This window comes from Actinoplanes sp. NPDC051513 (assembly GCF_044454685.1).
Taxonomy (GTDB): Bacteria; Actinomycetota; Actinomycetes; order Mycobacteriales; family Micromonosporaceae; genus Actinoplanes.
The window spans coordinates 444,412-459,419 of record NZ_JBITDW010000004.1; the positions used below are offsets into that span (position 1 = coordinate 444,412).

The 15,008-nt window shown below is 71.9% G+C and carries 14 protein-coding genes; 11 read left to right on the top strand and 3 right to left on the bottom strand.

Annotated elements, in window-relative coordinates:
- Positions 1-33 precede the first annotated feature (33 nt).
- Entirely contained in the window at positions 34-1,662 is a 1,629-nt protein-coding gene (locus ACIA5D_RS16525; protein WP_396030769.1) for a glycoside hydrolase family 10 protein, read from the top strand.
- Between the two features lie 72 nt (positions 1,663-1,734).
- Here the strand turns inward: ACIA5D_RS16525 and ACIA5D_RS16530 are convergent, their stop codons facing one another.
- Positions 1,735-2,649 carry an SDR family NAD(P)-dependent oxidoreductase gene (locus tag ACIA5D_RS16530; protein ID WP_396030770.1) on the bottom strand — a complete coding sequence of 305 codons (915 nt, stop codon included), beginning with the start codon at positions 2,647-2,649 and terminating at the stop codon, positions 1,735-1,737.
- A 59-nt stretch (positions 2,650-2,708) separates the two neighbouring features.
- Between ACIA5D_RS16530 and ACIA5D_RS16535 the strand changes: the two genes are divergently transcribed.
- Positions 2,709-3,632, top strand: coding sequence for an AraC family transcriptional regulator (locus ACIA5D_RS16535; protein ID WP_396030771.1), 924 nt, complete (start codon positions 2,709-2,711; stop codon positions 3,630-3,632).
- Here the strand turns inward: ACIA5D_RS16535 and ACIA5D_RS16540 are convergent.
- Complete coding sequence (locus ACIA5D_RS16540) at positions 3,629-5,260, bottom strand: ABC-F family ATP-binding cassette domain-containing protein (RefSeq protein ID WP_396030772.1); 1,632 nt, start codon at positions 5,258-5,260, stop codon at positions 3,629-3,631. The genes ACIA5D_RS16535 and ACIA5D_RS16540 overlap by 4 nt on opposite strands.
- A 252-nt stretch (positions 5,261-5,512) precedes the next feature.
- Positions 5,513-6,331: a PhzF family phenazine biosynthesis protein gene (locus ACIA5D_RS16545; protein ID WP_396030773.1), complete on the bottom strand. Its 819-nt coding sequence runs from the start codon at positions 6,329-6,331 to the stop codon at positions 5,513-5,515.
- A 261-nt stretch (positions 6,332-6,592) separates the two neighbouring features.
- Between ACIA5D_RS16545 and ACIA5D_RS16550 the strand changes: the two genes are divergently transcribed.
- The 9 genes from ACIA5D_RS16550 (at position 6,593) to ACIA5D_RS16590 (ending at position 14,915) form a co-directional block, all read left to right on the top strand.
- Entirely contained in the window at positions 6,593-8,017 is a 1,425-nt protein-coding gene (locus tag ACIA5D_RS16550) for a sigma 54-interacting transcriptional regulator (protein WP_396030774.1), read from the top strand.
- A 2-nt stretch (positions 8,018-8,019) separates the two neighbouring features.
- Positions 8,020-9,969, top strand: coding sequence for a VWA domain-containing protein (locus ACIA5D_RS16555; protein ID WP_396030775.1), 1,950 nt, complete (start codon positions 8,020-8,022; stop codon positions 9,967-9,969).
- Positions 9,970-10,215: 246 nt separating this feature from the next.
- Entirely contained in the window at positions 10,216-10,851 is a 636-nt protein-coding gene (locus ACIA5D_RS16560) for a CDP-alcohol phosphatidyltransferase family protein (protein WP_396030776.1), read from the top strand.
- Positions 10,848-11,753, top strand: coding sequence for a DUF881 domain-containing protein (locus tag ACIA5D_RS16565; protein ID WP_396030777.1), 906 nt, complete (start codon positions 10,848-10,850; stop codon positions 11,751-11,753). Before ACIA5D_RS16560 ends, ACIA5D_RS16565 begins: the two co-directional genes overlap by 4 nt.
- The gene (locus ACIA5D_RS16570; protein WP_396030778.1) at positions 11,750-12,082 is read left to right on the top strand and encodes a small basic family protein; all 333 of its coding nucleotides are present in this window, start codon (positions 11,750-11,752) and stop codon (positions 12,080-12,082) included. The genes ACIA5D_RS16565 and ACIA5D_RS16570 overlap by 4 nt, the downstream gene beginning before the upstream one ends.
- Before the next feature lie 5 nt (positions 12,083-12,087).
- Positions 12,088-13,083 carry a DUF881 domain-containing protein gene (locus ACIA5D_RS16575; RefSeq protein WP_396030779.1) on the top strand — a complete coding sequence of 332 codons (996 nt, stop codon included), beginning with the start codon at positions 12,088-12,090 and terminating at the stop codon, positions 13,081-13,083.
- A gap of 34 nt (positions 13,084-13,117) precedes the next feature.
- Positions 13,118-13,498, top strand: a complete 381-nt coding sequence (gene gcvH, locus ACIA5D_RS16580; RefSeq protein WP_396030780.1) for a glycine cleavage system protein GcvH — start codon at positions 13,118-13,120, stop codon at positions 13,496-13,498.
- Positions 13,499-13,725: 227 nt separating this feature from the next.
- A complete protein-coding gene (locus ACIA5D_RS16585) occupies positions 13,726-14,169 on the top strand; it encodes an FHA domain-containing protein (RefSeq protein ID WP_020514443.1) in 444 nt (147 codons plus the stop codon).
- Complete coding sequence (locus ACIA5D_RS16590; RefSeq protein WP_396031005.1) at positions 14,169-14,915, top strand: MerR family transcriptional regulator; 747 nt, start codon at positions 14,169-14,171, stop codon at positions 14,913-14,915. Before ACIA5D_RS16585 ends, ACIA5D_RS16590 begins: the two co-directional genes overlap by 1 nt.
- Positions 14,916-15,008: the final 93 nt, after the last annotated feature.

The window sequence follows — 15,008 nt, forward strand, 5'->3', positions numbered from 1 at the left end:
GACCGGCCCGGCCCGCGAGGCAGACTGTTGGGCATGCACCGCCGCCGTCCCTCCCTCCGGCTCGTCCTCCCGCTCGTCTCGCTGATGTTCGCGCTGGCCGTTCTCGGCCTCGGTCTGCTGCGCGCCGCCGTCTACGAGCCGCCCGCCGCGGCCGGGGGCATCCAGACGCCCGCACCCGGGGCCGCGGTCCCGGCCGGACAGGCCGGGAAGTGCGCAGACGTGCCGGTCAGTGCGACCAGGCAGCTGCGGGGCATGTGGCTCACGACGGTGCTCAACATCGACTTCCCGAGCCGGCCCGGCCTCGGCCAGGCGCAGATCAAGGCCGAGTACGACAGGTGGCTCGACCTCGCCGTGGCCCAGCACCACAACGCGATCTTCGTGCACGTGCGCCCGAGCGGTGACGCGTTCTGGCCGTCCGACTACGCGCCGTGGTCGGAGTGGCTCACCGGAAAGCGTGACGGAAAGTCACCCGGCTGGGATCCGCTGGCGTTCATGGTGAGCGAGGCGCACGCGCGCAATCTCGAGTTCCACGCGTGGTTCAACCCGTACCGGGGAACCCAGCCCGCCCCCGACGGCCCCGGCGCCGATTTCGCCAAGCTTGCGCCCGGCCATCCGTTGCTTGCACACCGCGACTGGGCGATCTCGTACCCCACCGGCAAGAACGCGCGTCTCTACTTCGATCCGGGCAACCCGGCCGCCCGCCAGTTCGTCGAGGACTCCATGCTGGAGGCGGTGCGGAAGTACGACATCGACGGCGTCCACTTCGACGACTTCTTCTACCCCTACCCGCAGAGCGGCCAGGACTTCCCCGACGACGCGAGCTACGCGAAGTACGGCAAGGGCAAGTCGCGCGGGCAGTGGCGCCGCGACAACGTGGACACCCTCGTCCGCGAGATGAACGAGCGGATCAAGCAGCTCAAGCCGTGGGTGAAGTTCGGGATCAGCCCGTTCGGCATCTGGCGCAACAAGTCGTCCGATCCCGCGGGCTCCGCGTCCAACGGGCTCGAGGCGTACGACGCGATCTACGCCGACACCCGCAAGTGGGTGCAGCAGGGCTGGCTCGACTACATCGTGCCGCAGCTGTACTGGAACATCGGTTTCGCCAAGGCCGACTACGCGAAGCTCCTGCCGTGGTGGACATCGCTCGTGAAGGGCACGGGCGTGCAGTTGTGGATCGGGCAGGGCGACTACCGGGTCGGCGAGAAGGGCGCGTGGAGCGACCCGGCCGAGATCGACCGCCACCTGGCGATGGACGAGAAGTACGGCGTGCAGGGCGAGGTGCACTACAGCGCCAAGCAGGTGCGGGCCAACCGGCTCGGGTCGGTCGCCCGGTACAGCAGGAACCACTACTCGGCGCCGGCGCTGGTGCCGGTCATGAAGCAGCTGCCCGCCGCCCCGCCCAGCGCGCCGGAGCTCACCAAGGTGTGGCGCGCCGGGGCGGCCCGGCACTTCGACGCGCGGGCCGGGTCGGGCGCCGCGGCCACGAGCTGGGCGCTGTACCGGGTCGACGGGGCGCAGGCCAGGCTGGTGGCCACCGGGCGTACCGGGCAGCAGGTGGCCGACCCGGCGCCGCCGGCCGGGACGGCCACGTATTGCCTGAGCGGGCTCGACCGCTCCGGCAACGAGGGACCGATCAGCGTGCCGTTCACGGCCGCGGCCTGAAGCGCCTCGTCGCCGCGTCCGCAAGGGTCGCGGCGTCCCGCAAAGGTCGCGGCGTCCCGCAAAGGTCGCGGCTCAGCGCCGGCGGGCGGGCTCGGCCAGGGCGGCGGCGGCCAGGTCCCAGAGCCGGTCGGCGGCGGCCGGGTCGACCGCCCAGCCGGCCACGCCGGGGCCGGAGCCGGAGCCGCCGGCAACGGTCGGGGCCTCCTGGTTGTCCTCGGTGAAGTAGCGGCCGGTCACGCCGGCCAGCAGCGGGGAGGCGGCCAGCAGGACCTCGGTGGAGGCGCCCTGCTCGGGGGTCTTGTAGTAGCCGGGCGTGAGCAGGTTGCCGTCGTCGTCCATGGCGCCCAGGGCGCGCATCGTGGCGTCGTCGAGGTGGCGCTGAAGGTTGGTGTGGATGTAGCCGGGGTTCATCGCGTTCGCGGTGATGCCGTCGGCCCGCCAGCGCCGGCCGATCGCCGTCGCCAGCAGGACGTCGGCGGTCTTGGACTGGGCGTAGGCCGACCACGGGTCGTACGCGCGGCGCTCGAAATGCGGGTCGTCGAAGTGGACCGGGGAGCCCAGGTGCGCGCCCGAGCTGACCATGACGACCCGGCCGCCTCCCAGGTGCTCGCGCAGGCCGGTGATCAACGCGAAGTGGCCCAGGAAGTTCGTGGCGAGCTGAAGCTCCCAGCCGTTCGGGGCCAGGGCGCGGTGGGGGAGCGCCATGATGCCGGCATTGGCGATGACGGCGTCGAGCGGGCCGTCCCAGGCGTCGGCGAACCGGCGCACCGAGCCGAGATCCGCCAGATCCAGCCCCGGGGCGCCGCCGGCCGGGTTGCGGACGGCGATCGTCACCTCGGCGCCCGCGTCGGTGAGGGCTTTCGCGGCCGCGGCGCCCAGCCCCGATGCGCCGCCGGTGACGATCATGCGCTTGCCGGTCAGGTCGACGCCCTCGAGGACGTCGGCGGCGGTGCTGTGAGCGGTGAACGGCGTGGTGATCAGTGTCATGACTCGATCCTGCGTCCGGAAGGCTGGACGCAGAATGGTTCAGTGTCCAGGATAGTTGCGTGAGCATCCAGCAGACCGATCCGCTCGAGGATGTCCTCGCACTCGTCGGCACCACCAGCCGCCTGTCCGTCAGCCTGATTGCGGGCGGCGAGTGGGCCCTCGACTTCGACCCGCCACCGGCCGTGAAGTTCAACGCGATCCGGCGCGGGTCGTGCCTGCTCACGGTCGACGGGGTGGACGAGTCGATCCCGCTGGCCGAGGGGGACTGCTTCCTGCTGACCCGGCCGCGGCGGTTCGTCCTGGCCAGCGGCCCCGGCGTCCGGCCCTCGCCCGCCGCGCCGGTCTTCGCCGCCGCCGTCGACGGGATAGCCCGCGCCGGCGACGGCGACGACGTTTTCATGCTCGGCGGCCGCTTCGACTTCGGCTCGCGGGCCCGCGAGTTGTTGCTCGACGGGCTCCCGCCCGTGCTGCACGTGCCCGGCGGCAGCGCCGCGGCGGCCACCCTGCGCTGGGCCCTCGCCCAGGTCGACGCCGAGCTCCGGGACCGGCCGATCGCCGCCACCCTCGTCGCCGAGCACCTCGCGCTGGTCATGCTCATCCACATGCTGCGCCTGCACCTGGCCTCGGCGCCCGCTTCCGGTCCCGGCTGGCTGGGCGGGCTCACCGACCCGGTGGTGGCGCCGGCGCTGCGCGCCCTGCACGCCGACCCCGCCCGGCAGTGGACGGTCGCCGACCTGGCACGGGTCTCGGCGGTGTCGCGGTCGACGCTCGCGGCACGCTTCAAGCAGGCGGTCGGGCAGGGCCCGCTCGACTACCTCACCGGCTGGCGGATCGAGCTCGCCGCCGACCGCCTGCGCCGCGACGACGGCACGGTCGCGGCGATCGCCCACGCCGTCGGGTACGGCTCGGAGAGCGCGCTGAGCACGGCCTTCAAACGGGTCACCGGCGCGTCGCCGCGGGAGTACCGCCGCGCCGCGGTCTAGAGGACCTTGCCGTCGGCGACCTCGAGGTGGCCGGTGGTGTGCACGGCGTCCAGCATGCGCCGGTCGTGGGTCACCAGCAGCAGCGTTCCCGAATAGTCGGCCAGAGCCGATTCCAGCTGCTCGATCGCCGGCAGGTCGAGATGGTTGGTGGGCTCGTCCAGCACCAGCAGATTGACCCCTCGCGCCTGCAACAGCGCCAGCGCCGCGCGGGTCCGCTCGCCCGGCGACAGCGTCGCGGCCGGCCGCAGCACGTGCGCCGCCCGCAGCCCGAACTTCGCCAGCAGCGTCCGCACATCGGCGTCGGCCCAGGTGGGGACGGCGTCGCCGAACGCGCGCATGAGCGGGTCGTCACCCAGGAACAAACCGCGCGCCTGGTCGACCTCACCGACCACCACACCCGGGCCGAGGCGCGCGCTGCCCGACTCCAGCGGGATCCGCCCCAGCAGGGCGCCGAGCAGCGTCGACTTGCCCGAGCCGTTCGCCCCGGTGATCGCGACCCGGTCGGCCCAGTCGATCTGCAGCGTGACCGGGCCGAGCGTGAAGTCGCCGCGCCGCACCACCGCGTCGCGCATGGCGGCCACCACCGCGCCGCTGCGAGGGGCCGCGGCGATCTCCATCCGCAGGTCCCACTCCTTGCGGGGCTCCTCGACCACGTCGAGGCGCTCGATCAGGCGCTCGGTCTGCCGCGCCTTCGCCGCCTGCTTCTCCGTCGACTCCGTACGGAACGCCTTGCCGATCTTGTCGTTGTCCGGGGCCTTGCGGCGGGCGTTCTTGATGCCCTTCTCCATCCAGGCGCGCTGCATACGGGCCCGGTCGAGGAGATCGTCCTTCTTGTCGGTGTACTCGCCGTACTGCTCGCGCGCGTGCCGCCGCCCCCGCTCGCGCTCCTCGAGGTAGGCGTCGTAGCCGCCGCCGTAGAGATTCACCTGCTGCTGCGCCAGGTCGAGCTCGAGCACCTTGGTGACCGTGCGGGCGAGGAACTCGCGGTCGTGGCTGACCAGCACGCTCCCCGCACGCAGTCCCGTCACGAACTCCTCCAGCCGGCGCAGCCCGTCCAGATCGAGGTCGTTGGTCGGCTCGTCGAGCAGGACGATGTCGTACCGGCTGAGCAGCAGCGACGCCATGCCCGCCCGCGCCGCCTGCCCGCCGGAGAGTCCCGTCATCGGATGGTCGAGCGCCACCCCCAGCCCGAGCTCGTCCGCCACCTGCGCGGCCCGTTCGTCGAGGTCGGCGCCGCCCAGGTCGAGCCACTTCTCCAGCGCGACGGCGTACTCGTCACCGGCGCCGGGCTTCTCCAGCGCGAGATCCTCCGCCGCGGCGTCCATCCGCACCTGGGCCGGGCCGACGCCGGTGCGGCGGGCGAGAAAGTCACGCACCGTCTCGCCGGCCCGCCGCTCCCGCTCCTGCGGGAGATATCCGACATTGGCGGTGGGTGGGCTGAGCGTGACGGTTCCGCTTTCCATGGGTACGAGACCAGCCAGCGTACGCAGGAGCGTCGTCTTCCCCGCCCCGTTGGCCCCGACGAGCCCGATCACATCGCCGGGCGCGACCACAAGATCAAGCTCCGAGAACAGCACGCGGTCACCGTGGCCGGCGGCAAGTCCCCGGCCGATCATCGTGGCGCTCATATCGGCCCCATCTTAGGGCCGCCCTCGCCGCCACCACGCAGCGCCTCGATCAGGGCGTGCCCCGATCACGTGTGTCACCCACCCGCCGGGCCGGCCGCCCAGTACGTCGTGCCACCGCAAGAGGCCGCGCCGACCGCGAGCACCCGGCACCCCCGCCATGGCAGCCCAGCTCCAGCCGCCGTAACAGGCCGCGCCCACGGCGACCACCCGGTACCCGGCCATAGCCGCCCAGCCATCGATCGGCAGCACGCGTCATGCGGAGATGGGCACCGCGCTTCCGCTCACCCGGACGCCCGCCTCGCCGGGGACGAGCTGAACCGTGATGCGGCTGGGGCGGCCCAGGTCGTCGCCCTGGCGCAGGTGCAGCGTCGCGTCGTCGGGGACGATCCACAGCTCGCGCAGGTAGCCGCCGAGGGCCGCGGCGGCGGCGCCCGTGGCCGGGTCCTCGTAGACGCCGCCGACCGGGAACGGGTTGCGGACGTCGAACGTGTCGTCGGTGGCGCGGTGGACGAGCTGGATGGTGGTCCAGCCGCGGGACTCCATGAGGGCCTTCAGCGCGGGGACGTCGTAGTCGAGGTCGGCGAGCCGGCGGCGGCTGCCCGCGGCCAGGATGGGGTGGCGGGCGCCGGCGTAGGCGACCTTTGCCGGCAGCGCATCGTCGAGGTCGAAGTCGTTCCAGCGCAGCGCGGCCAGCAGCGCGGCCAGGTCGCCCTCGGCCAGGTCGTCGACCTCGGTGCCGACGCTGGTCAGCGTCGCGACGCCGGCGTGGTCGACGGTGACCGGCACCTCGCCGGCGTTGGTGACGAAGACGTGGTCGCCAGGGCCCAGGGCGGCCGCGGTGGCGACGGTGGCGTGACCGCAGAACGGGACCTCGGCCAGTGGGGCGAAGTAGCGCACCCGGTAGCGGGCGCCGTCGCGGGACGTGATGAACGCGGTCTCCGAGTAGCCGACCTCGGCCGCGATGGCCAGCATCCGCTCGTCGTCGAGACCGGCCGCGTCGAGCACGACACCGGCGGGGTTGCCGCCCTTGGGATCGTCACTGAACGCCGCGAATCGCAGGATCTCCGTCATGCCGCCAGCCTGCCCCGGCCCCCGGGCGGGAGGCTAGAGGCAATCCGTGAGCAGTGGCCTGCGTCTCTCGGATCTCATCACGCGAAACGCGCGGCACACGCGTGCGGGAACGCCTGGCTCGCGAGGAGCGGCGGGTGCGGTCGTGGTTTCGGGGAAGGGCCATTTCGCGTACGGGAAAGGAGTTGTGAAAGGCCTTATTCCCGGAAGGAGTGCCTTCTCGATCACAGGCTTCTGTCACACCCGCGGAGTAGCGTTCCAGCCGTGACAGACGCAGCGATCGCCATCACGCCCACGCCGCCGGATGATCTTCCGCGCACCCTCGGTGAGCTGCGGGCTTCGGGGCATGAGTTTCGAACCGTCAAGGAGGAGCTTCGCGACAACCTGCTTGATCGACTGCGTAGTGGCGCGCCCCGGTTCCCGGGGATCGTGGGGTATGACGACACCGTTCTTCCCGAGGTCGAGCGTGCGCTTCTCGCGGGCCACGACATGGTGTTGCTCGGCGAGCGCGGGCAGGGCAAGACGCGGCTGATCCGGGGCCTCGTGGGGCTGCTCGACGAGTGGACGCCCTACATCACCGGGTCCGAGCTGCATGAGCACCCTTATCAGCCGCTGACGCCGGCTTCGCGACGGCTTGCGGCCGAGACGGGCGACCTGCTGCCGATCTCGTGGCTGCACAAATCGGAGAGGTACGGCGAGAAGCTCGCCACCCCCGACACGAGCGTCGGCGACCTGATCGGCGACGTCGACCCGATCAAGGTGGCCGAGGGCCGGGCGCTGGGCGATCCCGAGACGATCCACTTCGGGCTGGTGCCGCGGACGAACCGGGGCATCTTCGCCGTGAACGAGCTGCCCGACCTCGCCGAGCGCATCCAGGTGTCGCTGCTCAACGTGCTGGAGGAGCGCGACATCCAGGTCCGCGGCTACCAGCTGCGGCTGCCGCTCGACCTGCTGCTGGTGGCGTCGGCCAACCCGGAGGACTACACCAACCGCGGCCGCATCATCACGCCGCTCAAAGACCGGTTCGGCGCCGAGATCCGTACGCACTACCCGGTCGACCTGGCGCTCGAGACGGCGCTGGTGCGACAGGAGGCGGCGCTGGTCGCGGCCGTTCCCGACCACCTGATCGACGTGATCGCGCGGTACACGCGGGCGGTGCGTGAGTCGCCGGCCATCGACGCGCGCTCGGGCATCTCGGCGCGGTTCGCGATCGCGGCGGCCGAGACCGTCGCGGCGTCGGCGCTGCGCCGGGCGGGGCTGCGCGGCGAGCGTGAGGCGGTGGCCCGCATCGGCGACGCCACCTCGGTGACCTCGACGCTGCGCGGCAAGGTCGAGTTCGAGAGCGGCGAGGAGGGCCGCGAGACCGAGGTGCTCGCGCACCTGCTGCGGGTCGCCACGGCCGAGACGTTCCGCGACCGGCTGGGCGGGCTCGACCTGTCCGGCTTCACCGACCTGGTCGCCGAGGGCGCGATCGTCGAGACCGGCGATCTGGTCTCGGCCGACGAGCTGCTCGGCCAGATCGGGACGGTGCCGGGGCTGGCCAAGGTGCTCGACCGGCTCGGGCTGGGCGACGCGCCCTCGTCGGGGCAGGCGGCCTCGGGCATCGAGTTCGTGCTCGAGGGACTGCACCTGACCCGCCGGCTGGCCAAGGAGCTGACCGACGACGGACGCACGCTTTACGGGAGCTGACAGTGGCGGGACATCGGTTCCGGTACGGGGCCTGGCGGGACGGGCCCGACCCGCTCGCCCCGCCCTACGACGTGCGCGCGGCCGTCGACGAGGTGGGTGAGCGGGTCCTCGCCGGCGACTCCCTGCGTGACGTGCTGCGCGACCTGCTGCGGCAGGGGCCGCGGCAGGGGCGCGGGCTCGACGAGCTGCGGGCCCGGGCGCGGCGCATGCGGCGCGACGCGCTGCGGCGGGGCAACCTCGACGGCGCGGTGACGCGGGCGCAGCAGCTGCTCGACCAGGCGATCGCGGCCGAGCGCGACGAGCTGGGCCGGCGCGACGACATGGACGCGCGGTTCAACGAGGCGGTTCTCGACAACCTGCCCCGGTCGACCTCGCGGGCCGTCGAGGAGCTGTCGGAATACGACTGGGCCTCCGACGAGGCGCGGGGCCTCTACCAGCAGATTCTCGACGGGCTGCGGCGTGAGGTCGTCGAGCAGCGGTTCGCCGGAATGAAGCAGGCCCTCGAGAACGGCGATTTCTCGGGCGTGTCCGAAATGGTGTCCGACCTCAACGCGCTTCTGCAGAAGCACGCCCGGGGCGAGGACACGCAGGACGCCTTCCAGCGGTTCATGGACAAGCACGGCCAGTTCTTCCCGGAGAACCCGCAGAACATCGAGGAGCTGATCGACTCGCTCGCCCGGCGGGCGGCGGCGGCCGAGCGGCTCATGCGCTCGCTCAGCCCGCAGCAGCAGGAAGAGCTGTCCCGGCTGATGGAACAGGCGCTCGGCGAGGGGCCCCTGCGCGGGCAGCTCGCCGAGCTCACCGACAACCTGCGGGCGCTGCGCCCCCAGCTCAACTGGGGTCGCGGCGAGCGGGTGCGGGGGCCCAACGACCTCGGGTACGGCGAAGCGGCGGGCGCTCTCGGCGAGATCGGCGACCTCGACGAGCTGCTCGACCAGCTCGGTCAGGAACATCCGGGCGCGACCCTCGACGACATCGACGTCGAGATGGTCGAGCGCCAGCTGGGCCGGTCGGCGGCCGACGACGTGCGCCGGCTGCGCGACCTCGAGCGGGAACTCTCCCGGCAGGGCTGGGTCACCCGCGACGAGGAAGGGCTGACGCTGTCGCCCAAGGCGCTGCGCCGGCTCGGCCGCACGGCCCTGGCCCAGGTCTTCGACGAGCTCAAGAGCAAACGGCAGGGGCAGCACGACCTGCGCGACGCGGGCGCGGCCGGCGACCTGATCGGGTCGTCGCGGCGCTGGGAGTTCGGTGATGAGCAGCCGCTCGACGTCGTCCGCACGATCGGCAACGCGGTGCGGCGCCGGGCCGGGTCGGGTGTCTCGACCCTCCCGGTGCGGCTCGCGCCCGACGACTTCGAGGTCGCCGAGACCGAGCGGCGGGCGTCGGCGGCGGTCGCGCTCTGCGTCGACCTGTCGTACTCGATGTTCGCCGACGGCCGCTGGGGGCCGATGAAGCAGACGGCGCTCGCGCTGTCGCACCTGGTCGCCACCCAGTTCCCGCAAGATTCGCTGCAGATCATCGGGTTCGGGCTGCACGCGTCGGTGCTGTCGCAGGGGCAGCTCGCCGCTACCGACCCGACCATGGAGAAGGGCACCAACCTGCAGCACGCCCTCAACCTGGCCGGCCGGCACCTGCGGCGGCACCCGGGCTCCGAGCCGGTCGTGATGATCGTGACCGACGGCGAGCCGACCGCGCACCTCGAGAACGGCGAGGGGGTCTTCTGGTGGCCGCCGCTGCCCGAGACGGTGCGCGCCACGGTGCAGGAGGTCGACCACCTGACGAAGTTCGGCGCCACGCTGAACTTCTTCATGCTCGGCGAAGACCCGGGCCTGCAGCGCTTCGTCGCCAAGGTCGCCGAGCGCAACGGCGGCCGGGTCTTCAGCCCCGACGCCGACGAGCTGGGCCGATACGTCGTCGACGACTACGTGCGGGCCCGCCGGGGCCGCCGCTGACAGATCCGCGGAGCCGGCCGGTCTCGAACGCGAGGCCGGCCATTCCTGTCCTAGGATGGCGGACACGGTGTGCGTCACGCGACGGGTGACGGGATCGAGCCTCGGGGCTGGTTATAGTTGCTCGGCGAGTGACCGGCTACGGCCGGTCGGGGGACCGCTGTCCGGGTGATGCCGGGCGTTCACTGCCCGGTTGACACCGGGCTCTTTGCCCGGGCCGTCGGCGCCGGAGGGGGAGAGGAAGTCGCGATGTCGCAGCAGCCTGCGCCGTCCATCGCCGCCTCCAACCGGATCTGGACGATCCCCAACGTGATCAGCTTCATCCGGCTGCTCGGCGTCCCGCTCTTCCTCTACCTGCTGCTGGGGCCCGAGAACGACGTCGCCGCCGTCGTCGTGCTGGCCATCGGCGGCACCACCGACTGGGTGGACGGCTTCGTGGCCCGCCGGATGAATTCGGTGAGCCGGCTCGGGGAGCTGCTCGACCCGTTCGCCGACCGGCTCTACATCCTGGCCACGCTGATCGGCTTCACCATCCGCGGCGTCGTGCCGTGGTGGCTGACCGGGGCACTGCTGCTGCGCGAGGTGGTGCTGGGCGTCGCGCTGCTGGTGCTGCGCCGCCACGGGTACGGGCCGCCGCCGGTGCATTACGTCGGCAAGACGGGGACGTTCGTGCTGCTCGCGGCGTTCCCGGTGATCCTGCTCGCGCAGGCGGTCGACTCGGCGTCGTCGTGGCTGACGCCGATCGGCTGGGGCCTGGCCTGGTGGGCGCTCGGCCTGTACTGGGCCGCCGCGGCGCTCTACCTGGCGCAGACCTCGCAGCTGCTGCGCGCCGACCGGGCCGCCAGGGGCGGGGGCGGCGCCCCGGCCGCAGAGGCCGCCGGATGACGGACGAGCAGCCCAAAAGGGTCTTCGCCCCGGACTTCCTCACCGAGCTGTTCCGCAATCCGCTCGACCCCGGCTACGCCGACGCCGCCGCGCGCAAGGCGGTCGAGGGCGAGCCCACCGGCACGCGGAAGTGGCTCTCCAGCGGCGTCGCCACCGTCACGCTGATCGCGCTGGGCTTCCTCTTCGTCGTCGCCTACCAGCAGACGGTCGCGGACGAGCCGGCCCGCACCACGGCCCGCGCCGCGCTCATCGAGCAGGTGCAGAACCGCCGCGACGAGACCGTGGAGTTGCAGGCCAAGGCCGACCAGCTCGGCGACGACGTGGCCGGCCTGCGCGAGCGCGAGCTCGGCGGCGCCACCGCGGCGCGGCTGCGCGACCTGGAAGCGGCGACCGGGCTGGCCCCGGTGAAGGGCTCGGGCGCCAGGATCCGGCTGGCCGACGGGCCGACGCCGATCAACGCGGTCACCGGCGAGCGCAACACGACCGCCCGGGTCAAGGACACCGACCTGCAGCTGGCCACCAACGCGCTGTGGTCGCTCGGCGCCGAAGCGATCACGATCAACGGGCAGCGGCTCACCGCGACGTCGACGATCCGGCAGGCCGGCGAGGCCATCCTGGTCGACTTCCAGCCCGTGACCACGCCCTACGAGGTGATCGCGATCGGGCCGGACCACCTCGCCGGCGACTTCCGCGACGGCTTCGCCGGTGAGTTCTTCAAGGAGCTCGTGCGGCAGTACGGCATGTCGTTCGAGGCCTCCGACGCGCACGACGTGACACTGCCGGCCGCGACGGAGCTGAAGCTCCGGGTGGCGTCGCCCTCGCCCTCCGCGTCCGCCTCGATCTCCTCGTCCGCATCGATCAGTGGCTCGGTAAGCAGCTCTCCCTCGGAAGGCGGCCGATGATCGCCGTACTTGCCCTCGTCGCCGGTGTCGTCCTGGGCATCGTGTTCCACCCGACCGTGCCGGCCGCGCTCCAGCCGTACCTGCCGATCGCCGTGGTGGCGGCGCTCGACGCGGTGTTCGGCGGGGTGCGCGCGAAGCTCGACGGGATCTTCGACGACAAGCAGTTCGTCGTCTCGTTCATCTCCAACGTCCTGGTGGCCGCGCTGATCGTGTACCTCGGCGACCAGCTCGGCGTGGGCGGTCAGCTGTCCACCGGTGTGGTGGTCGTCCTCGGTGTGCGGATCTTCGGCAACGTCGCGGCGATCCGCCGGCACCTCTTCCGGGCGTGACGCGGATGACCGACCACGAGAACGTCCCTTCGCCGGATCCTGAGAAGACGATCACATCCGACTCTGTGGAGTATGTGCGGCCCGCGCCCGGTGCGGCCCTGGCGCCCGCGCCCGCCGAGGAGCCCGCTGCGGCGTCCCGGCTGGAGGATGAGGAGACGACCCGGCTCGACCGTCCTGAGGCGCCTGAGGATGATCTTGACGGGCCGACGCGGCGGCTCGGCGACGCGGGGGCCTCGCCCGATCGGGTGACCCAGGAAACGGGTGCTCCGGACGTACCGGAAAAAGAAGCCGAACCACCGGCCAAGGCCGCGCCTTGGCGGCGGCTCTCGTCGGCCGGCGCCCTGATCGTCGTCCTGCTCGCGCTGTTCGGCTTCACGCTGGTGGTGCAGCTGCGCAGCAACGACGGTGACCAGGGGCTCGCGACCGCGCGGCAGGAGGACCTGGTGCGGATCCTGTCCGACCTGGAGGCGCGCGACAGCCGCCTGCAGAGCGAGATCAGCGCCCTCGAGACCAGCCAGCGCCGGCTCACCTCGGGCGTGGCGGGCCGGCAGGCGGCGCTCGCCGAGGCCGAGAAGCGCGCCGACGAGCTCGAGCTGCTGGCGGGGACGAAGCCGGGACTCGGCCCGGGCCTGGTGATCACGGTGGACAAGGTGAAGGCTTCGGCGATCCTGAACGCCGTGCAGGAGCTGCGCGGCGCCGGCGGTGAGGTGATGCAGCTCGCCGGGGCGAACGGGCAGACCGTGCGGGTCGTGGCGTCGAGCTATTTCGTCGACGCGGAGGGTGGCGGAATCATCGCCGACGGCGCTCGTCTCACCGGCCCCTACCTGCTCTCGGTGATCGGTCAGCCGCAGACGATGCAGACCGCTCTGCAGATCCCCGGCGGGGTGGTCGCGTCGGTGAACAGCGGCGGCGGTAGCGTGACGATGGAACAGCGCAGCACGGTCGAGGTGACCGCGGTGCGCAAGGCGACGACATTGCAGTACGCCCGGCCGGCTTCCTGACGGAACCCGGTTACGTGACAACGGGAGAGAACGAGTGATTCCTGAGGACCTGCGGTACACGGCGGAACACGAGTGGGTGTCCGGTGACGGCAGCGGGCCCGTGCGCGTGGGTATCACCCACTACGCGCAGGACGCGCTCGGCGACATCGTCTTCGTGCAGCTGCCCGAGGAGGGCACCAAGGTCGCCGCCGGCGACTCGCTCGGCGAGATCGAGTCGACCAAGAGCGTCTCGGAGATCTACGCGCCGATCGCCGGCACGGTGGTGTCGAAGAATGCGTCGCTCGCCGACGAGCCCGAGCTCATCAACGCCGAGCCCTATGCGGCCGGCTGGCTCGTCGAGATCGCGCCCGACGACGCAACGTCGGTTGCGGGCCTTCTCGATGCGGCCGGATATCAGGCATTGACGGAGTCCTGACCCCGTCCGACTGCCCTTGACCGGACTTTAAAGACTGTATTGAAGCCGCGCGTCCGGTTGCCCACCGATATTGGCGCTGACTAGGCTCGCGGGGCACCAGGAAATGCAATTGGCGAAACGAAAACCGATAGTCGTGTGTCCGGGCCTGACGGCCGCGGTGGGGGCGCTGAGCTTGTCTCTTGGCCCGAGCCGCCTGGCGACGACCAACTGATCCGTGAGGTGGTCCGATGACGCGCCCAGACGACGAGTTCCCCCCGCTCGACGTCACGTCCACGCTGAACCTCGGTGCGCTCGATGAGGTGCTGGAGGGTCCCGACACCGACGTGGTGCCGAGCCGCATGTCCGGCTCGCTCCCGCCCGGCATGGCACTTCTCGTCGTGCGGCGCGGCCCGAACGCCGGCGCCCGGTTCCTGCTCGACCACGACGTCACCACCAGCGGGCGGCACCCCGACAGCGACATCTTCCTCGACGACGTGACGGTGTCCCGCCGGCACGCCGAGTTCCACCGCGACGGCGGCACGTTCACCGTGCGCGACGTCGGCTCGCTCAACGGCACGTACGTGAACCGTGAGCGGGTAGAGGCGGCGACCCTGAGCAATGGGGACGAGGTGCAGATCGGCAAGTTCCGCCTCGTGTTCATCGCCGGCCCCCGGCCGGAGGGCGAGGCCTGATCGTGAATCCGTCAGGGGCTGCCGCACGCGACCCGGGGCATCGCCCCGCGGCCGGCCGTGAGGCTGCGCTGATGAGCATCGGGGAGGTGCTGGCCCATCTGCGCACCGAGTTCCCCGACACCACGATCTCCAAGCTGCGGTTCCTGGAGGCGGAAGGGCTGGTCGATCCCCAGCGCACCGCCTCCGGGTATCGCAAGTACTCGTGGAACGACGTGGCGCGCCTGCGTTTCGTCCTCACCGCGCAGCGCGACCAGTACCTTCCGCTGCGGGTCATTCGCGAGCAGCTCGACCGTCTCGACTCCGCGCCGGTGACCCCGGTCCGGCCGTCCCTGGTCGCCGTCGGCTCCGCCGAGGAGCGCGCCGCCGATCCGGCCGACACCCGCATCCCGCGCGAGGATGTGATCGAACGCACGGGCGTGGCCGGTGAGCTGCTCGACGAGCTCGAGCAGATCGGACTGGTCACCGCGAAACCCCCGGGCTGGTACGACGGCGACGCCGTGATCATCGTCGAGGCCGTGGTGGGCCTCGCCCGGTACGGACTGGAAGTTCGTCATCTTCGAGCGTTTCGTGCCACGGCCGACCGGGAAGTCGGCCTGTTCACGCAGCTGCTGGCTCCGCTGGTGCGGCAGAGCGACCCGGCGGCGCGCGCCCGGGCGAACGAGACTGCCCGTGAACTACAGGCACTTTCGCAGAAATTGCACGCCGCGCTGGTCCGGGCCGGACTGCGTGGAGAGCTCGGTCGCTGACCGGTTCGGCACCCATGGGATCCGGACGAGAGGCGTGTACCGTGCAGGTTAAGGGGGGCCGTGCGAAGCGGCATGGACAACGACACGGAGGCG

What these genes read in the sequence shown, in the direction of transcription:
- ACIA5D_RS16525 (WP_396030769.1), top strand. Translation starts at nt 34, where the DNA reads ATGCACCGCCGCCGTCCCTCCCTCCGGCTCGTCCTCCCGCTCGTCTCG.
- ACIA5D_RS16585 (WP_020514443.1), top strand. Translation starts at nt 13,726, where the DNA reads ATGACGCGCCCAGACGACGAGTTCCCCCCGCTCGACGTCACGTCCACG.
- ACIA5D_RS16545 (WP_396030773.1), bottom strand. Translation starts at nt 6,331, where the DNA reads ATGACGGAGATCCTGCGATTCGCGGCGTTCAGTGACGATCCCAAGGGC.
- ACIA5D_RS16565 (WP_396030777.1), top strand. Translation starts at nt 10,848, where the DNA reads ATGACGGACGAGCAGCCCAAAAGGGTCTTCGCCCCGGACTTCCTCACC.
- ACIA5D_RS16575 (WP_396030779.1), top strand. Translation starts at nt 12,088, where the DNA reads ATGACCGACCACGAGAACGTCCCTTCGCCGGATCCTGAGAAGACGATC.
- ACIA5D_RS16570 (WP_396030778.1), top strand. Translation starts at nt 11,750, where the DNA reads ATGATCGCCGTACTTGCCCTCGTCGCCGGTGTCGTCCTGGGCATCGTG.
- ACIA5D_RS16530 (WP_396030770.1), bottom strand. Translation starts at nt 2,649, where the DNA reads ATGACACTGATCACCACGCCGTTCACCGCTCACAGCACCGCCGCCGAC.
- ACIA5D_RS16560 (WP_396030776.1), top strand. Translation starts at nt 10,216, where the DNA reads ATGTCGCAGCAGCCTGCGCCGTCCATCGCCGCCTCCAACCGGATCTGG.
- ACIA5D_RS16540 (WP_396030772.1), bottom strand. Translation starts at nt 5,260, where the DNA reads ATGAGCGCCACGATGATCGGCCGGGGACTTGCCGCCGGCCACGGTGAC.